This is a genomic window from Paenibacillus sp. 19GGS1-52 (assembly GCF_022369515.1).
Lineage (GTDB): Bacteria > Bacillota > Bacilli > Paenibacillales > Paenibacillaceae > Paenibacillus_AQ.
Window position 1 is genome coordinate 1,906,352 of record NZ_CP059724.1, and the last position, 15,632, is coordinate 1,921,983.

The window sequence follows — 15,632 nt, forward strand, 5'->3', positions numbered from 1 at the left end:
CTTATGAGAGATATAGAGTCTGAAGGCGTTACTGATGAAGGCAAGAGTATTAATTATGCCGATATGCTGTTATTGCGTTTCGGGGAGTTTATGTTGAAAGGTAAAAACCGCTCCCGTTTCGAGAAAACGGTGCTGCGTCATGTTAAAGAGATAGTTAAACCGTACCCAAATGTTGTACTAACCAAAGAATTCGGCAGAATTTATGTCGAGTTGAACGGTGAGCCGGCAGTTGAAATGGTTGAGGCACTGAAGAATGTATTTGGCATCGCCTCCATTAGCCCAGTTAAGGTATCCCCATCTGAGCTTGCGGAAATTTTGTCTGTTAGCCGCGACTTTTTGACTATTCTAGCTCCTGCTCCTGGAACTACATTCAAGGTTAAAGCCCGCCGGGTATGGAAGGGCTTCCCACATGGATCTCTTGAAATGAACAATCTGGTAGCCACTCCGCTGTTGCAGGGCTACCCTGGACTTATCGTTGATGTGAAATCCCCTCAGTTGGAGATGAAAGTCGAAATCCGTCAGGGGAATACGTATATTTTCTGCGAAAATATTGCTGGCATCGGCGGATTCCCTCTTGGAACCAATGGCAAGGCGATGCTCCTGCTTTCCGGTGGCATTGACAGTCCGGTAGCCGGTTGGTCTTCGATGCGCCGGGGTCTGGAGGTGGAATGCGTGCATTTTTACAGCTATCCATATACGAGTGAGCTTGCTCGGCAGAAGGTCGTTGATCTTACACGGGTGTTGTCTCGTTATGCAGGGGGAATCAAGCTGCATTTGGTTCCGTTTACAGAGGTGCAGACTGCTTTTACCGGTATCGGACAGGATAACCTCATCATTACGCTGATGCGGCGGGCTATGCTGAGGATTGCCACGCAGCTTGCCGAACGTGAAGGTGCACTTGCAATCGTAACAGGTGAAAGCTTGGGACAAGTGGCTAGCCAGACACTTCCTAGCCTGAATGTGATTGGTCGTGCTACGCCGCTACCTTTGCTGCGTCCACTGGTTATGATGGACAAGAACGATATCGTCGAGCTTTCCAAAAATATTGGCACCTACGACTTGTCCATTCTTCCCTACGAGGATTGCTGCACCTTATTCGTGCCCAAATCGCCAACAACGAATCCAAACCTGCGAATTGTAGACAAGATCGAAGCTACATTGCCGGGTTACTCCGAATTGCTCGCTGCGGCAGTTGAGGCTACCGAGACCCTGCGGATTACTCCATACGGAAATGAGTTGCCTAAGGATGTAGTCAGTGTCCAAGCGGGATTACAGGAAGAATGGTTCTAAGCTACATCAGCTTGCGATTCCGCCAGTTGGGGTCTCTTTATGTTCCGAATGGCGTTTGTGAAGTCCCGCAGCCAAGATCCCGGCTATTACCATTGCTATGAACAAATAACGCAGAATGGGATATTGCTCAAAAAAAGGCTCTATCCGCTCCTCCTCCGTAATCATGCTGGAGGCGGTAAAACCTAGCACGGCAGAACCAATATAAATAATCCATGGGAATTTATTGATCAGCTTAATAAAAAGTGTGCTGCCCCAGACCACAATCGGAACGCTGATCAACAACCCCAGCACGACTAGAGTGATATTATGTTTGGCAGCCCCGGCAACCGCAATTACATTGTCAAGACCCATTGCTGCATCCGCAATTATTATCGTTCGAACGGCAGACCATAGGTTTCCTTCTGCCTTGATATCAGCTTCATTATTTTCGTCTGTCAACAGCTTGTAAGCTATGAAAATGAGCAAAAGTCCACCTGCAAGTAGGAGCCAAGGCACCTTGAGCAGCCATACAACGAGAATAGTCGCGATGATCCGTAGAGTGACAGCTCCGGCAGTACCTAACAGGACAGCTTTTTTCTGAGTATCAGCCGCTAGATTCCGCGCGGCAAGACCGATGACGATCGCATTGTCACCTGCCAGAATGAGATCCAGAAAGACAATATTCAGCAGTGATAATATAAACTCCCATACGGATGTGCTCAAGCTTAGTCACTCCTATTGTTTTGGTAGCAATGCTCTAAGATCTGCTTAGTTTGATATACGCGATAATTGAGCCTGACATTCATCTATAACTAAAAAAAGTTGGACAGGAAGCATAGCTTGTCACCTTCGAACATACATGTAATACATGTAGTTCGGGGAGGTAAGAGACATGGATTCAATATTGCTGCTTGGTGAAATATTGATGATTAATCTTGTGCTGAGCGGAGATAACGCTATGGTAATTGCTCTGGCCAGCAAGGACCTTCCGGAGAAGTACCGGAAGAGAGCGGTGTGGTGGGGAGCTGCAGGAGCTGTTGTTTTACGCTGTCTGCTTACTTTTGCTGCGGTATTGCTGCTCAAAATTCCTTACATAGAGGCTGGTGGTGGGCTGCTGCTGCTGTGGATTTCGTTTAGGCTGCTGCTGGAAGAGGAAGAAGAGCTTAGGGTTGAAGAGGGTTCTACACTTTGGAAATCGATCCGTACGATTCTTGTGGCCGATTTTATTATGAGTCTGGACAATGTGCTGGCTATTGCAGGATTAGCTAAAGGGGATCTGGCCTTGATTGTGGTCGGGATCGCGCTTAGCATACCTATAGTGGTATGGGGAAGCGGCATCATTGTGGGTTGGCTGCATCGTTTTCCGCTTCTAATCTATATCGGAGCCTATATTCTGGCTTACACAGCAGGCGATATGCTGCTTCAGGATGGCAAATTTGGGGCCATGCTGTCCGTTCTATTTCCTTCGTCCCATTCCATGCTGCCTGTTGCATTAGGAGTAATTGTAGTTATAACGGGCGCGACGAAACGCTTCGGTAGAACTGTGGGTTAGCGATACGGAATAAATAAACGGACACTCCTCAGGGCGTGTCCGTTTATTTATATGTGCTGGAGGATGTCTTTCTGGAACTGATTCTGCGGAGAATGATGGTGTTTTCTTTACTTTTCATATAAAATATAAACTGAATCCTGTTAAAAAGACATGAATCTTGAAGGGATGGGTGAGAGATGTCTTCCAAGAATGACATTAAACTGGGTGTGTTTATTGCCGCCGCCGGCATCGTGATTTTATTTGGAAAGCTTGGAGTGTTCGGATTCTTAGGGCGTGCTCTCTGGCCACTCGTGATTCTAATCCCAGGTTTGCTCCTGCATGTGTTATTCTTTAGTCGCCGTTCCTCGGCTACAGTGCTGATTCCGGCTGGGATTTTAACCGTTTATGGCATCTTGTTCGGTCTTTGTAATACATGGGGCTGGGGATTAATGAAACATTTGTGGCCATTGCTGTTGTTAGGCATAGCTGTTGGCTTGTATGAATATTCACTTTACGCTTCAAGACGGATCGGCGGTTTATCTGCCACTGCTTTTATAATGGGCTTGTTAAGTTTGGTGTTGTTTATATTCAGTCTGCTGGGTACCGGAGCGTTATATGTGTTAGGTGCCGTTTTGATTGCTGCGGGCATTTGGCTGATTACCGGACGGGGGAAATCACGGGACAGGAACAAGTGGAACAAAGGTTGGTAAAATTAATCGGAGTTGGAAAGTGTTTTTTTCATAAAAAGACTTGCTTTTCATAGTGCTTTCACTATAATATTAAGGATATGTTGAAGCGTCGGCTTTCTGCCTGGCGCTTCTTTTGTGAGACTGCCGAGACATGCTATAAATTTAAACATTTTTAATTTGATAAATGAGAGGATTTGGATACAAATCATGCATTCAAGAAAAGATATTCGCAACATTGCGATCATTGCCCACGTTGACCACGGCAAAACGACACTAGTCGATCAGCTTCTGCAGCAGTCGGGAATTTTTAGTGCGCACGAGCACTTGCAGGAACGCGCCATGGATTCTAACGATCTGGAGCGGGAACGCGGAATTACCATCCTAGCTAAAAATACAGCCATTACCTATAAAGAGTATCTAATTAACATTGTGGATACCCCAGGCCATGCCGATTTTGGTGGCGAAGTTGAACGGATTATGAAGATGGTTGACGGCGTGTTGTTGGTCGTTGATGCTTATGAAGGTTGCATGCCGCAAACGAAGTTCGTTCTGCGCAAAGCACTGGAACAAAATCTTACACCAATCGTTGTCGTGAACAAGATTGACCGTGATGCTGCCCGTCCGAAGGAAGTCATCGATGAGGTTCTGGATCTGTTCATCGAACTGGAAGCGAGTGACGACCAGTTAGAATTCCCGATTGTATATGCATCTGCAATCAATGGCACATCAAGCCTGGATCCTGAGAAACAGGATGAAACGATGCTTGCGCTTTATGAAACGATTGTTGAGCATATTCCAGCTCCAACCGAAAGTGTAGAAGACCCACTTCAGTTCCTTGTAACGTTAATGGATTACAACGATTACTTGGGTCGTATTGCGATAGGACGTGTTAACCGCGGTATTATCAAACAAGGCCAATCCGTAACCGTAATTATGCGTGATGGTACGAGCAAGACCGCACGTATTGAGAAATTGTTCGGATTCCAAGGTTTGAAACGTATAGAAACAGAACAAGCTGGCGCAGGCGATATCGTTGCTATCGCAGGTATCAAGGACATCAACATTGGTGAGACCATTGCTGACCCTGGGCATCCTGAAGCACTTCCTGTTCTGAAGATTGACGAGCCAACGATGCAAATGACGTTCCTCGTGAATAACAGTCCTTTCGCAGGTAAAGAAGGCAAGTGGGTTACTTCACGCAAATTGCGTGAGCGTCTCTTTAAAGAACTTGAGACGGATGTGAGTTTGCGTGTGGACGAAACTGATAGTCCTGATTCATTTATCGTTTCTGGACGCGGTGAGCTTCACCTTGGTATTCTGATCGAGAATATGCGTCGTGAAGGTTATGAAATGCAAGTTTCTAAACCACAAGTAATCATTAAAAATATCGACGGCGTCAAAATGGAGCCGCTTGAGCGTCTAATGATTGATATTCCAGAAGAAAGCATGGGCGCTGTTATGGAAAGTCTGGGTAGCCGTAAAGCCGATATGGTCAACATGATTAACAACGGTACGGGTCAAGCACGTCTGGAGTTCCTGATTCCTGCACGTGGTTTGATTGGTTACAACACTTACTTCTTGACTTTGACACGCGGTTACGGTGTTATGAACCATGCTTTTGACAGCTACGCTCCAATGGTTGCTGGTCAAATTGGCGGACGTCGTCAAGGTGTACTTGTAGCAAGTGAGACTGGATCAACAACTCAATATGGAATAGTGGGTGTTGAGGATCGTGGTATTCTCTTCATGGATGCAGGTGCAGAAATTTATGAAGGTATGATCGTAGGCGAGCATACCCGTGATAACGATATTATCGTTAACATCTGTAGAGAAAAACAACTTACCAACATGCGTACCTCAGGTAAGGATGATACTGTAAAAATGAAGACACCACGTACCTTCTCTTTGGAAGGTGCACTTGAATATTTGAATGATGATGAATATTGTGAAATCACACCTAAATCCATTCGTTTGCGCAAAAAGATTTTGAACAAGAGCGAACGCGAACGTGTACAGAAGCAGTCTAAAGGGGCGAAAGCCGGTTTGTAAGCTAAATTAGCTACTCTAAAGAGTCGCCGGATATTCTATCCGGTGGCTCTTTTATATTTTGAATTTTAACTTTTTTACGCTCGTTTTGCGGATTTAAGCTACAGCTGATGCTATAATGTAAGCGTATCTTAAACTTGGGAGGAGTGACTGAGCTATGCAGATTTGGTTCGCAGCGCATTCTGTTATCGCCTATATAGTTATTTTTATATTGCTTACTTATGTTTATAATCAGGTATTCCGTGTTAACCAAAAGCTGCCCATCGGCAAAGAAATTGTCCTCTATATTATGATGGCGCTGGGATCTGGCATGCTCCTCATTTTCCAGCACGACAAGCTGCCCATTATCCAGTGTTTGCTGGTTGCAGTTGGTTTAATGCTGCTTGTACGGGTGCGCTATTTCATGGAAGCCCGTCAGAGAAGAAAAGCTTCGGCAGCAGCAAAAAGGCCTTAAATCGCAACTTTTGTGCCCTTAAGCTCGTCTATTACTGATATAGATGATTTAGAATCTAATTCCAATTGAAATGAAAAGGACTTTATTCCATTATGAATACACGCAACAGCAGTTTACCACCAAGATCGAATGGACAACAAACAAACCCTAGAAAGCAGCCTGTTAATAGGGGAGGAAAGTCAAAGGCTAAGAGAAAGAAACGGGGATTCCTCGCCAGACTGGGAAGGACATTATTGTTGCTTGTAATTGTAGTGATCCTTGCAGCGCTCTGTTATGGAGGTTATGTCTATTGGAAGCTCAACCACGGGTTATTTGATACCGGCATCTCTAAACCGGTCGCAGCTGGACAGTCGGCCTCTGTGAAGCCATTGACGATACTGCTGCTCGGAACTGACAATCGGCCCAAGCATGCTTCCCAATTAACGGATGTTATTATGGTTGCGACGCTCAATCCAAAGACCAAATCAGCAACCATTGTATCACTCCCTCGAGACACCTATGTTGAGCTGAGTGGCTATAAGAAGACCAAGATCAACGAGTTCTATTCGCGCTTCAAGAGCAAGGAGAAGACCTCAGGTATTCTGGCTTTGGATGAAATGAAGACCATGATGGGTAAGTATTTGGACATCAAAGTTGATTATGTAACGATACTTGATTTTCAAGGTTTTCGCGATGTAGTCGATGAACTGGGCACTGTCAGTGTTAACATAAGTGAAGATATGTGTTATACGGATAGTGTAGACGGGACCAATATTAATCTTAAAGAGGGTCCTGCCAAGCTGGATGGCGATAATGCGCTTGATTACGTTCGCTACCGTAAATCCAATTGCAATCCCAAGACGAAGGCCTCCGATGATTTTGACCGTAATAAACGCCAGAATGAAGTACTGAACTCGTTAATCGACGGGATGCAGTCTGTTCGTGGTGTTATGAAAATTGGTGGCGTACTTGACGCGGTGGATGATAATATGAAGACGGATATTGAAAATGCACAGCTTAAAGATATGATCGCGACCTATTGGAAGATATCCAAGGACAATGTGGAGTTCAAACCGGTGACAGGAACATGGCGTAGTCCTTACGTATATATTAACGAGGAAGAGCTTGAAGCGGCGAAGAAAAGCCTTCAGGACAGAGCAGCAGGCGTATTTCTTCCTTCTGTGTCAGACTCTTCTGAGAGTCCCTGAAACAAAGAGCACGTGCCTTTAAAATTGAATGCAAGTTTCAACCTGTGCTATAATATAATAAATTGAATGCACTCATGCCGCATAGGGGGCCTGTACTTATGTCCGAAGCCGTTGCTCAGCTCAATGAAACCTTGCTATCGATGCTGCAGTCGGAAACTTTTGTTCTTTTAAACACCGTTGATGCGGAAACAGGCGGTCCTACGTCCACAGCAATTTCTTGGATTTATGCAGTGAGTCCTTCTATCGTGCGTCTGACGGTCGACCATCGTTCCCGACTTGTGAACAACATGAAGGTTAATCCTCAGGTTACCATCACTGTGTTTGGTGAGGGGACTGTCCATGCAATCAACGGACGTGCTGCCGTAAGACAGGATCCACTGTTAGATGTTCCCTTTAAAATGTGCTGTTTTGATATTGAAATTGAAGCGGTACGCAATGCGCTTTTTTACGGCGCGCAGTTGGAGTCCGCCCCACGATATGCGAAAGTGTATGACCAACGTGCAGCTGAGAAGCTGGACGGACAAGTGTTTGCTGCAATGAAAAAAGCCTAGTGAGGATATCACTGGGCTTTTTTTGAAATATAAGAATTTATATGTTTCACTCCATAATTTATCCTTATATTTCTCGAAGAAACGGGTGCCGTCCATATAAAGGACGGCGAAGCCGTTTCATCTTGACCTCTAGCTATTGTGCATTGCCTTGCGGTTTAGTATCCTCCGGCAGTTGAGGAATGATTCGGCCAATGATATCAGCCATTTCGGCGGCAAAGCCGGATACAGGCTGTCCTTTGGAAATATGGCGGCTCATCTCCGCTAGTCTGCTGGAGAGGTCCATATCGGCGGTTACGAACGCTCTCACACTTCTTGGGTCCTTGCGGATTGCCTCTGCCACTGAATATTTGATGCTTCCAACGCGTGACCGAGTAAGCGTACCATCTACATCAATGCCGACCACAGCAACTTTATTCATCACGACACAGTGTGCTCCGTTAACACCGGGGACTCTTTTAGCTAGCCGCTCCAAATGATCCTTAAGTGCAACTTCGCTTTTGTTCTTAACGTCTGAAGATTGTCCGGCAGTTGAGGTGGATTGCGGGACAATTGTACCGTCATTGGATAACTTTCGCACCTCGAGATTTCCCTTATTGCTTGCAGCTTTTGCAGATTGTTTATCCTGAGGAGAGGGTGATGTCTCTTTTTTAGCGATACCGCAGCTTGTTAGCAGCAGCAGTACCAGCAACAGACACATTGATTTTCTCATATGTGCGTACTCCTTTCTGCCAAAGATCAGTTCTGTAATATATCTTTACCCGTGGCGGATAGAGTTATGTATGATCAATCAAACCAGGCGCTGTGGAGGGGATAACATGACAAAGATATTTGTACTAGACACCAACGTGCTGTTGCACGATCCCAATTCGATTTTTTCCTTCAAGGAGCATGAAGTTGTCATTCCGGCCGTAGTGCTGGAAGAAATCGACTCCAAGAAACGCAATGCCGATGAAATTGGCCGCAACGCCCGCACTGTGTCCCGCTTGTTAGACGGACTCCGGGAGAAAGGCCACCTGCATAGCGGTGTGGAACTGGAGCACGGAGGCAAACTGAAGGTTGAGCTCAATCACCGCAGCTTCGTAAAAGTACAGGAGATGTTCGGTGAGGTGTCCAACGACAACCGGATTTTAGCCGTAGCGCTCAATTATTTGAATGAAGAGAATGAGAAGGCTGATCCGCGTCCAGTGGTACTGGTTAGCAAAGATGTGCTCGTCCGTGTTAAAGCAGATGTGCTGGGTATTACACCAGAGGACTATTTGTCCGATCGGACGGGTGATCTGAACGAGCTTTATAGCGGCTATCAGTCTCTGCTGGTTCACCCTTCGTTAATAGATGAATATTACAGTCACCGATCTTTATCCGTTAAGCAGTTGTCCTTGTCATATCCGCTGTATCCGCATGAGTTTGTCATACTCAAGGATGAGATCGGTACGGGCAAGTCGGCCTTGCTAAAAGTGAACAGTGAGGCATCCCGTCTGGAGCCGCTCTATTTCGGAAATGACGCAGTGTGGGGAATCAGTGCCCGCAATGCTCAGCAGCGTATGGCGTTGGAGCTGCTACTGAATGACGATATTCCATTAGTGACCATTACGGGTAAGGCAGGTACAGGGAAAACCTTGCTCGCACTTGCTGCAGGACTCTTAAAAGTTGAAGATGAACATAAATATAAAAAGCTCCTCATCGCCCGCCCAGTTGTGCCGATGGGCAAGGATATTGGTTATTTGCCTGGTGAGAAGGATGAGAAGCTCCGTCCATGGATGCAGCCCATCTATGACAATCTGGAGTTCCTGTTCGATACCAAGAAATCTGGGGATATCGATAAAATATTAATGGGTATGGGCAGTATTCAGGTAGAGGCGTTGACCTATATTCGTGGACGCTCGATACCGGCGCAGTTCATTATCATTGATGAGGCACAGAATCTCTCCCGTCATGAGGTGAAGACAATCGTCTCCAGAGCGGGGGAAGGAAGCAAGGTCATCCTCGTAGGTGATCCTGAGCAGATCGACCATCCTTATCTGGATGCCGCGAGCAACGGGCTTAGCTACATCGTGGAGAAGTTCAAACAGCAAGGAGTTAGCGGACATATTACTCTTGAAAAAGGCGAACGTTCCCATCTGGCCCAGCTGGCAGCAGATCTGTTATAAACATTCTAATTATTTAGCTAAGCAATTATTTGAATTATCCAGTAAAGCCGGGAGCTTCGCTCTCCCGGCTTTTGCTTGTGCCGCCCCAAGGAACGGCGTGGAATTAGGTAATTACAGGGGGAGAGCGTTTAGCGGAGTGGGCGGAATTATTCTGGAGAAGCGATAGCGTTCGCCGTTGTCCCCGGATTTATACCGTATAGGTATAAATCCGGGGACAACAGCGATCGGAAGGATAATCCGCGCGCGGAGCGGCCTAGCGCTTTATGATTTGCAATAAAGTTAAATCCTGCAACGTTCACGCTATATAATAGAAAGAGAACGTTTTCAAAGTTGCAGACAATGTGTATTAGGTCTGGTAAAATAGGATGAACGATCCTATGCGGGAGGAGAAAAAACGTGCTGAGACGCAAAAACTATTGGCTTCTGTTTGCCATTTTACTGCTGTCGCTGACAAGTCTGTCGCCCAGCATGGAACTGAATACCAATGACGGCCCGCATTTGGTAAGTAAGCCGCAAAGTCAGTCTACAAACCCCTCTGCCGGAGAAGAAGGGGTAGTAGACAGGTTGAGAATCACAGTATCCCTTAGTTCAGAAGAATTCCGCGAGCTGGAGTTGATTAGCAGTCGCTACACTTTATCCACTGGCGTAAAGGTAGAGCTAAGCAATGTGGATAGAGAGAGTGCAGACAAGACGCTCATGCAGGATTTGACGATCGGAGACAGTCCTGATGTTGTCATGACGGATGGACGGAATATTTTAGACTTGGCAACGCAAGGATATTTATTGCCGGTTGATGTATACCAGAGCGTTCCGGGAAGTGCACCATTAACTATGCTAATCCCGCAGATGCAATGGAATGGTTATAACTGGGGCGTTCCGCTTGATATCGATCCGTACGTTCTGGTATATTCACCGAAGCATCTTGGAGAACTGGGCCTATCCGCCTTGCCGAGAAGCTTGGATGAATGGAAAGTACTGCTTCAGAATCTGCTTAAGAGTTCTGGAAAACATCTATTGACTATGGATACCCGCAATGCATATGGTTTTTCTGCTGTGCTGGAAAGTATGGGCAGTAGTCTGTTATCAGGTGATCTGGAAACATTGGAATGGCTTCAACATGCACGTGGTTATTTTTACTTGACTAGTCGCTATAATCGAGATATCTGGGATATGCTCAAGGACGGGTCTACTGCGATTGCTGCCCTGCCGCTCTCGGAATGGAGGAAGTACGGCGATTCATCTCTAGTTGCCGAAGCACCTTTGCTGGCTAGCAAAGATACAGGGCTTGAGGCTTTATATAGCCGTTCCTTTGCACTTCCAGCCCAGTCACGAAATCCGGAAGAAGCTGTGAATTGGCTTGCTTTTGTAACTTCCAAATCTGCACAGCTGGAATGGTTGAAGAACACTGGTGGGCTGCCGGCTCTTGATGAGCTGTATCGTTCAGGGTTGCCTGTCGGCTATAAGCTTCCGTTTGCGACAGATATATTGCTGACAGACGAAACCGCCCCGCAGCAGGAGCCACAGGGCGGCTGGAGTAAGATTTCTGAGGCTGTATCGTTAGTGCTTACAGGAAAACTTGATGCTGCTGGTTATAAAGCGCTCCTGGAACAGAGCTCAAAATGAGATGGAGAGCTGCACATGAAGAATGCCGTCTTTAGTGTCTACCTCGTCAGCATGTAGAAACGATATAATCTTCTCTGGATAGAAACCTAGGTCTAAATCCTCCTCCAGTGATTCACGTGTGCTGTCAGGCAACTTAAGACCGTTAAATTCGATATTATCCACATTGAACATTAGTCCGTTGATAGGTTTTTTTTGAATTGTATAATGGCCAGTTAGTTTAAGGGATAATCCTCCGCTCTTACCAAAAGCCGTGACTACCCCCTCATTGAAATGAAATGCGAAATTAGTAAACAGTTTGTTCTGTGATTGAAGAAACTCATTTAAATCCTCGTCCTTCAGGTTCAGATTATAAGTCATACCCTTACGCGTAAGAATACCTTCACGGCTTTGGACGAATTGTGGCAGATGGTTCATAGCTGCAGAGAGTGCCTTGAAATAGGTATTCACTTCATGAATACCGACATTCTCCCAATATAATGTGAATTCTTGCAACAGCGCATTCATCTTTTCTGGATCGCTGCTGTCTCTAACCCCACTTTCTATTTTCTTGTTGAGCTCCGCTACACGTACCTTCTGTTCCTCCAGAGACCTTTTTAGCTCGGCTAATTCATTGGAGCTGCGCTGAGCAGCTGTGAGTGTTGTTTTGAGATCCTTATACTGAACTTCATATTCTTTGAGAATATCGCGTTCTCGTCCGATAATAGTCTCGTAATAATCGTACAGGACCAGCACTTTGCTGATACTTTTGGCGGAAAGGAAAGCGACCAATAAGCCGTCTCTATCCCCCATATAATAAGAACGTACGATAGCTCCAGCGCGCTCCTGTTTGTCCGCAATCGCAAGTTTCTTCTCCTCGGCTTGTTTACTCAATAGGGTTACCTTTGCACCTAGTGTTTCTTGCTCGGCCGTAATCCTAATGATTGCCTGTTCGATTTCGGCTGAGGATAAGCTTTGCTCCAGCAATGTACGAGTTTCTTCATTATCCGGTATAGAAGGAGGAGAGACCACAGCTCCGCTTGGATCGGCAGACAGAGTAGCTTTTGATGCGGTCGGCAGCATTGTACAACAGACTAAAATAAGTATGGCTGCAACCATACGACTTGAGAAACTACGGGAAAGCACCACACCACCACCTTTTTAAGAAAATATGTATATATTAACAATATGTTTAAACCTGCTAAAATAGCATACCCTGTTTCAAGGTAAAAGAACTACAAAAAAGCATACAAAAAAACGGAGACGCCCTTTACAAGAAAGGAACAACTCCGTTTTAAGAAATAACGGTCATTACAACGGTAGACCCATCTGAAAGATCGTCCAATAGCTGAAGCCAGTGAAAGTCAGAATCATGTAACCCCAAAAGAGTAGAATGTAGATTTTTTCTGTAAACTTAAGATATCCGAGAATAACAAAAAAAGCAGTCTGCAAAAAGAAGATCAGGGCCATTTCGGTTAGACCACCAGCAAAAGCCATTAAGCCGATAACCAGTGTGAAAAAACCTAAAACCCGAAACATGCGGTCCAAGAGTGATTCCCCCCTCCAGTATGTAACTGACACATAAGCCTTTAAATAATTATACCCGCTGCACAAATTGCTGTAAACGGATTCAATGAAAAAAAGTGCGAAATCCCAATGATTTGTGACTTATATAGTTGACAACGCTATTTATTTTGCTGAAAAGAGAATTTATAGCATCAGGAGTATGATGTGTACGTAAAATGGAAATACAATTTAGTATCAAATAGATTCTATGAACTCTATTAGAGGCATAGAAATGGAGTAAGCAGCTTTTATCCCTATTCACTACCCGGCGGAGCTGCCGGTTATGAAGATGGTTATTTCATGATGTTGTTAGGAGGTTTGGTTGGATGACAGCCGTTAGACAGGATGCTTGGAGTGCAGAAGATGATCTAATATTGGCAGAAGTGACTCTACGTCATATTCGGGAAGGCAGCACACAGCTTGCTGCTTTTGAAGAAGTGGGTGAAAAAATTGGCAGGACCTCAGCTGCCTGCGGATTCCGCTGGAACAGCTGTGTTCGAAAAAGCTATGATGATGCGATCGGATTAGCAAAAGGCCAACGCCAGAAAAGAAGTTATCTGAAAAAGCAGCCGACTGTAAGAGGAGCGCAGGTAGCTGGTTTAATTCTAGGGCACACCGATGAGGAATTCGGGAGAAGCGAAGGATTAAACGAAAATACATTATCCATTGATGCCGTGATTCGCTTCCTGAGACAATGGAAAGGAACCTTTCAAGAGTCAGGACGTCAATTGAAAATGCTGGAAAGAGATTTGCGTGAGAAGGAAGTTGAATTAATCGAGCTCAGGACAGAAAATGAACGTCTGTCCAAAGAAATTAATCTGGCTCAGACCGACTACCGTGTTGTCAATGATGATTACAAAGCTTTAATTCAGATTATGGACCGTGCTCGAAGGCTGGCTTTTCTTAATGAAGAAGAAGATGAAATGAAGACTCGCTTCAAAATGGATGCCAATGGAAATTTGGAACGAATAGAATGAGTTTTTTTCCTTTGAGCCCCGCATGCTGCACGCTATTAGTGCCGCATCAGCGGGGCTTTTTACTTTTGCTTTTGCCCATAATAAAAGGATATACTTAGAAAAAATTGTTAGCAGACAGCAGGAGGAAGGCATGAAAATCGATATAATTGGTGCCGGTTCACTGGGTCTACTTCTGGCAGGCAAGCTTATTCACACCGGTAATGAAGTAAGATTGTGGTGCCGGAGTGTAGAGCAGTGCCGGGAATTGTCCAATAGTGGATTAACTGTAAACTATGAAGAAGACCAGGCAGAAATAAAGATATCGGGGGACCAATTTATATCAGCACCGGTGCGTGATTTTCCAGCTACATATCTTAGAGAGCCTAGTGAATGGATCTTTATTACGTTAAAACAGAATATCCTACATCATATTTTGCCGGAATTACTGTTACCTCTTAGACAACGGCAAATCCATATCATTTGTTTTCAAAATGGGATAGGGCATATGGAAATGCTGCAGGAATTATTACCCCTTGCTGATTTGTATGCAGCCGTGACCACCGAGGCTGCCAAAAGGAAAACATTAACAACGGTTTTTCATGCTGGAAAAGGAGAAACGTGGTTAGGAAACTGGCCAGTAGGAAAGCATATGTTGGGAAAACATCCTAATGATCAAGATGAGGTAAAGGTAATAAGTTTACTCGAAGCACTTTTATTAGCAGGATTCACCGCCCTTTTGTCGAAAGAAGTGGATACCATGATTTACCGGAAGCTCTTAATCAATGCTGTTATTAATCCGCTTACCGCTATTTGGCGTATACCAAATGGTGGATTGCTTGTTTCCAAGCAACGTATGCAGTTAATGAGGGATCTGTATACTGAAGCTATTTCCGTCTATGAAGCCTGTGGCATAGCTCATGATGTAAATGCGTGGGACAACATTCTTGAGGTGTGCGAGAGTACTGCAGGCAATACTTCATCCATGCTTGCTGATGTGATTGCATCGAGGGCAACGGAAATCCGCTGGATTAATGGCAGTCTTGTAGATATGGCAGAACGATCCGGCATGGCAGTTCCATTACATCGCTGGATTTGCCGGCTTATTGAGGGCATGAGCGTGGAAGAGAGGTGAAGCTATTGGATTTTCTGCGGAATTCGTTCATTACCTTAAGCGTTATTCCGGTTGTTCCTTTTTTTATTGTCTATTATATTGGCCTTGGTTTAAAGAGAGAGAAGAAAAAGACCTTTTTATTAGCCATGGATGTGACTACTCTTTTTTTATTGTTGTCGGTATCGGCCTTATTTAATAATATATTTCAATCAGGTTTTGGGTTCTATCTTATAATTATTATTATATTAATATCCGCTGGACTCATTGGCGGAGCGCAGAACCGCTTGAAAGGAAAAGTGGACGGGAAGCGACTACTTCGGGCGGTTTGGAGACTTAGCTTCTTATTTATGTGCATTGGATATCTGTTATTTATGGTTCTAGGTCTTATCAAGTACATATCACATACGATGTAATGTTTCAATGCTTCGGTGAAGCGTCAATGTCACAGAATATTAAATTTTTTAAAAAAATGTGTTTTCAGAAAACATTACTCTAGATTTTTTTGACCACTGGTTGTATAATCAGA

The 15,632-nt window shown here is 44.9% G+C and carries 16 protein-coding genes; 12 read left to right on the forward strand and 4 right to left on the reverse strand.

Annotation, left to right across the window (positions count from 1 at the left end):
• Window positions 1-3 precede the first annotated feature (3 nt).
• Entirely contained in the window at window positions 4-1,290 is a 1,287-nt protein-coding gene (gene thiI / locus H1230_RS08825) for a tRNA uracil 4-sulfurtransferase ThiI (protein WP_239715121.1), read from the forward strand.
• A 6-nt stretch (window positions 1,291-1,296) separates the two neighbouring features.
• On the opposite strand, the gene H1230_RS08830 is transcribed toward thiI, so the two are convergent.
• Window positions 1,297-1,992: a TerC family protein gene (locus H1230_RS08830; protein ID WP_239715122.1), complete on the reverse strand. Its 696-nt coding sequence runs from the start codon at window positions 1,990-1,992 to the stop codon at window positions 1,297-1,299.
• A gap of 169 nt (window positions 1,993-2,161) precedes the next feature.
• Here H1230_RS08830 and H1230_RS08835 point away from each other — a divergent pair, with 169 nt between their 5' ends.
• From H1230_RS08835 to H1230_RS08860, 6 genes are all read left to right on the forward strand, one after another.
• The gene (locus H1230_RS08835) at window positions 2,162-2,821 is read left to right on the forward strand and encodes a TerC family protein (protein ID WP_239715123.1); all 660 of its coding nucleotides are present in this window, start codon (window positions 2,162-2,164) and stop codon (window positions 2,819-2,821) included.
• 176 nt (window positions 2,822-2,997) lie between these two features.
• A complete protein-coding gene (locus tag H1230_RS08840) occupies window positions 2,998-3,510 on the forward strand; it encodes a hypothetical protein (protein ID WP_239715124.1) in 513 nt (170 codons plus the stop codon).
• A 186-nt stretch (window positions 3,511-3,696) separates the two neighbouring features.
• Entirely contained in the window at window positions 3,697-5,538 is a 1,842-nt protein-coding gene (gene typA, locus H1230_RS08845) for a translational GTPase TypA (protein WP_239715125.1), read from the forward strand.
• 154 nt (window positions 5,539-5,692) lie between these two features.
• A complete protein-coding gene (locus H1230_RS08850) occupies window positions 5,693-5,989 on the forward strand; it encodes a YlaH-like family protein (RefSeq protein ID WP_239715126.1) in 297 nt (98 codons plus the stop codon).
• Window positions 5,990-6,081: 92 nt separating this feature from the next.
• Window positions 6,082-7,176: an LCP family protein gene (locus H1230_RS08855; RefSeq protein ID WP_239715127.1), complete on the forward strand. Its 1,095-nt coding sequence runs from the start codon at window positions 6,082-6,084 to the stop codon at window positions 7,174-7,176.
• Between the two features lie 98 nt (window positions 7,177-7,274).
• On the forward strand, window positions 7,275-7,727 hold the full coding sequence (locus H1230_RS08860) for a pyridoxamine 5'-phosphate oxidase family protein (RefSeq protein WP_154121192.1): 453 nt from the start codon (window positions 7,275-7,277) through the stop codon (window positions 7,725-7,727).
• A gap of 133 nt (window positions 7,728-7,860) precedes the next feature.
• On the opposite strand, the gene H1230_RS08865 is transcribed toward H1230_RS08860, so the two are convergent.
• A complete protein-coding gene (locus H1230_RS08865) occupies window positions 7,861-8,436 on the reverse strand; it encodes a YhcN/YlaJ family sporulation lipoprotein (protein ID WP_239715128.1) in 576 nt (191 codons plus the stop codon).
• Between the two features lie 106 nt (window positions 8,437-8,542).
• Between H1230_RS08865 and H1230_RS08870 the strand changes: the two genes are divergently transcribed.
• Both H1230_RS08870 and H1230_RS08875 read left to right on the forward strand, forming a co-directional pair.
• Window positions 8,543-9,874: a PhoH family protein gene (locus H1230_RS08870; RefSeq protein ID WP_239715129.1), complete on the forward strand. Its 1,332-nt coding sequence runs from the start codon at window positions 8,543-8,545 to the stop codon at window positions 9,872-9,874.
• A 396-nt stretch (window positions 9,875-10,270) separates the two neighbouring features.
• Complete coding sequence (locus H1230_RS08875) at window positions 10,271-11,497, forward strand: extracellular solute-binding protein (RefSeq protein ID WP_239715130.1); 1,227 nt, start codon at window positions 10,271-10,273, stop codon at window positions 11,495-11,497.
• Here H1230_RS08875 and H1230_RS08880 read toward each other — a convergent pair.
• A complete protein-coding gene (locus H1230_RS08880) occupies window positions 11,489-12,619 on the reverse strand; it encodes a coiled-coil domain-containing protein (protein ID WP_239715131.1) in 1,131 nt (376 codons plus the stop codon). The two genes, H1230_RS08875 and H1230_RS08880, sit on opposite strands and share 9 nt — an antisense overlap.
• Before the next feature lie 165 nt (window positions 12,620-12,784).
• A complete protein-coding gene (locus tag H1230_RS08885; RefSeq protein ID WP_239715132.1) occupies window positions 12,785-13,021 on the reverse strand; it encodes a DUF2626 family protein in 237 nt (78 codons plus the stop codon).
• Between the two features lie 344 nt (window positions 13,022-13,365).
• On the opposite strand from H1230_RS08885, the gene H1230_RS08890 reads away from it, so the two are divergent.
• From H1230_RS08890 to H1230_RS08900, 3 genes are all read left to right on the forward strand, one after another.
• Window positions 13,366-14,016, forward strand: coding sequence for an RsfA family transcriptional regulator (locus tag H1230_RS08890; protein ID WP_239715133.1), 651 nt, complete (start codon window positions 13,366-13,368; stop codon window positions 14,014-14,016).
• 130 nt (window positions 14,017-14,146) lie between these two features.
• A complete protein-coding gene (locus H1230_RS08895) occupies window positions 14,147-15,127 on the forward strand; it encodes a ketopantoate reductase family protein (protein WP_239715134.1) in 981 nt (326 codons plus the stop codon).
• A 5-nt stretch (window positions 15,128-15,132) separates the two neighbouring features.
• Complete coding sequence (locus H1230_RS08900; protein WP_239715135.1) at window positions 15,133-15,519, forward strand: DUF3397 domain-containing protein; 387 nt, start codon at window positions 15,133-15,135, stop codon at window positions 15,517-15,519.
• The last annotated feature ends 113 nt before the right edge of the window (window positions 15,520-15,632 follow it).

Coding starts and splice junctions, on each gene's coding strand:
- typA (WP_239715125.1), top strand. CDS start 3,697: ATGCATTCAAGAAAAGATATTCGCAACATTGCGATCATTGCCCACGTT.
- H1230_RS08855 (WP_239715127.1), top strand. CDS start 6,082: ATGAATACACGCAACAGCAGTTTACCACCAAGATCGAATGGACAACAA.
- H1230_RS08850 (WP_239715126.1), top strand. CDS start 5,693: ATGCAGATTTGGTTCGCAGCGCATTCTGTTATCGCCTATATAGTTATT.
- H1230_RS08895 (WP_239715134.1), top strand. CDS start 14,147: ATGAAAATCGATATAATTGGTGCCGGTTCACTGGGTCTACTTCTGGCA.
- H1230_RS08870 (WP_239715129.1), top strand. CDS start 8,543: ATGACAAAGATATTTGTACTAGACACCAACGTGCTGTTGCACGATCCC.
- H1230_RS08840 (WP_239715124.1), top strand. CDS start 2,998: ATGTCTTCCAAGAATGACATTAAACTGGGTGTGTTTATTGCCGCCGCC.
- H1230_RS08835 (WP_239715123.1), top strand. CDS start 2,162: ATGGATTCAATATTGCTGCTTGGTGAAATATTGATGATTAATCTTGTG.
- H1230_RS08860 (WP_154121192.1), top strand. CDS start 7,275: ATGTCCGAAGCCGTTGCTCAGCTCAATGAAACCTTGCTATCGATGCTG.
- H1230_RS08865 (WP_239715128.1), bottom strand. CDS start 8,436: ATGAGAAAATCAATGTGTCTGTTGCTGGTACTGCTGCTGCTAACAAGC.
- thiI (WP_239715121.1), top strand. CDS start 4: ATGAGAGATATAGAGTCTGAAGGCGTTACTGATGAAGGCAAGAGTATT.
- H1230_RS08890 (WP_239715133.1), top strand. CDS start 13,366: ATGACAGCCGTTAGACAGGATGCTTGGAGTGCAGAAGATGATCTAATA.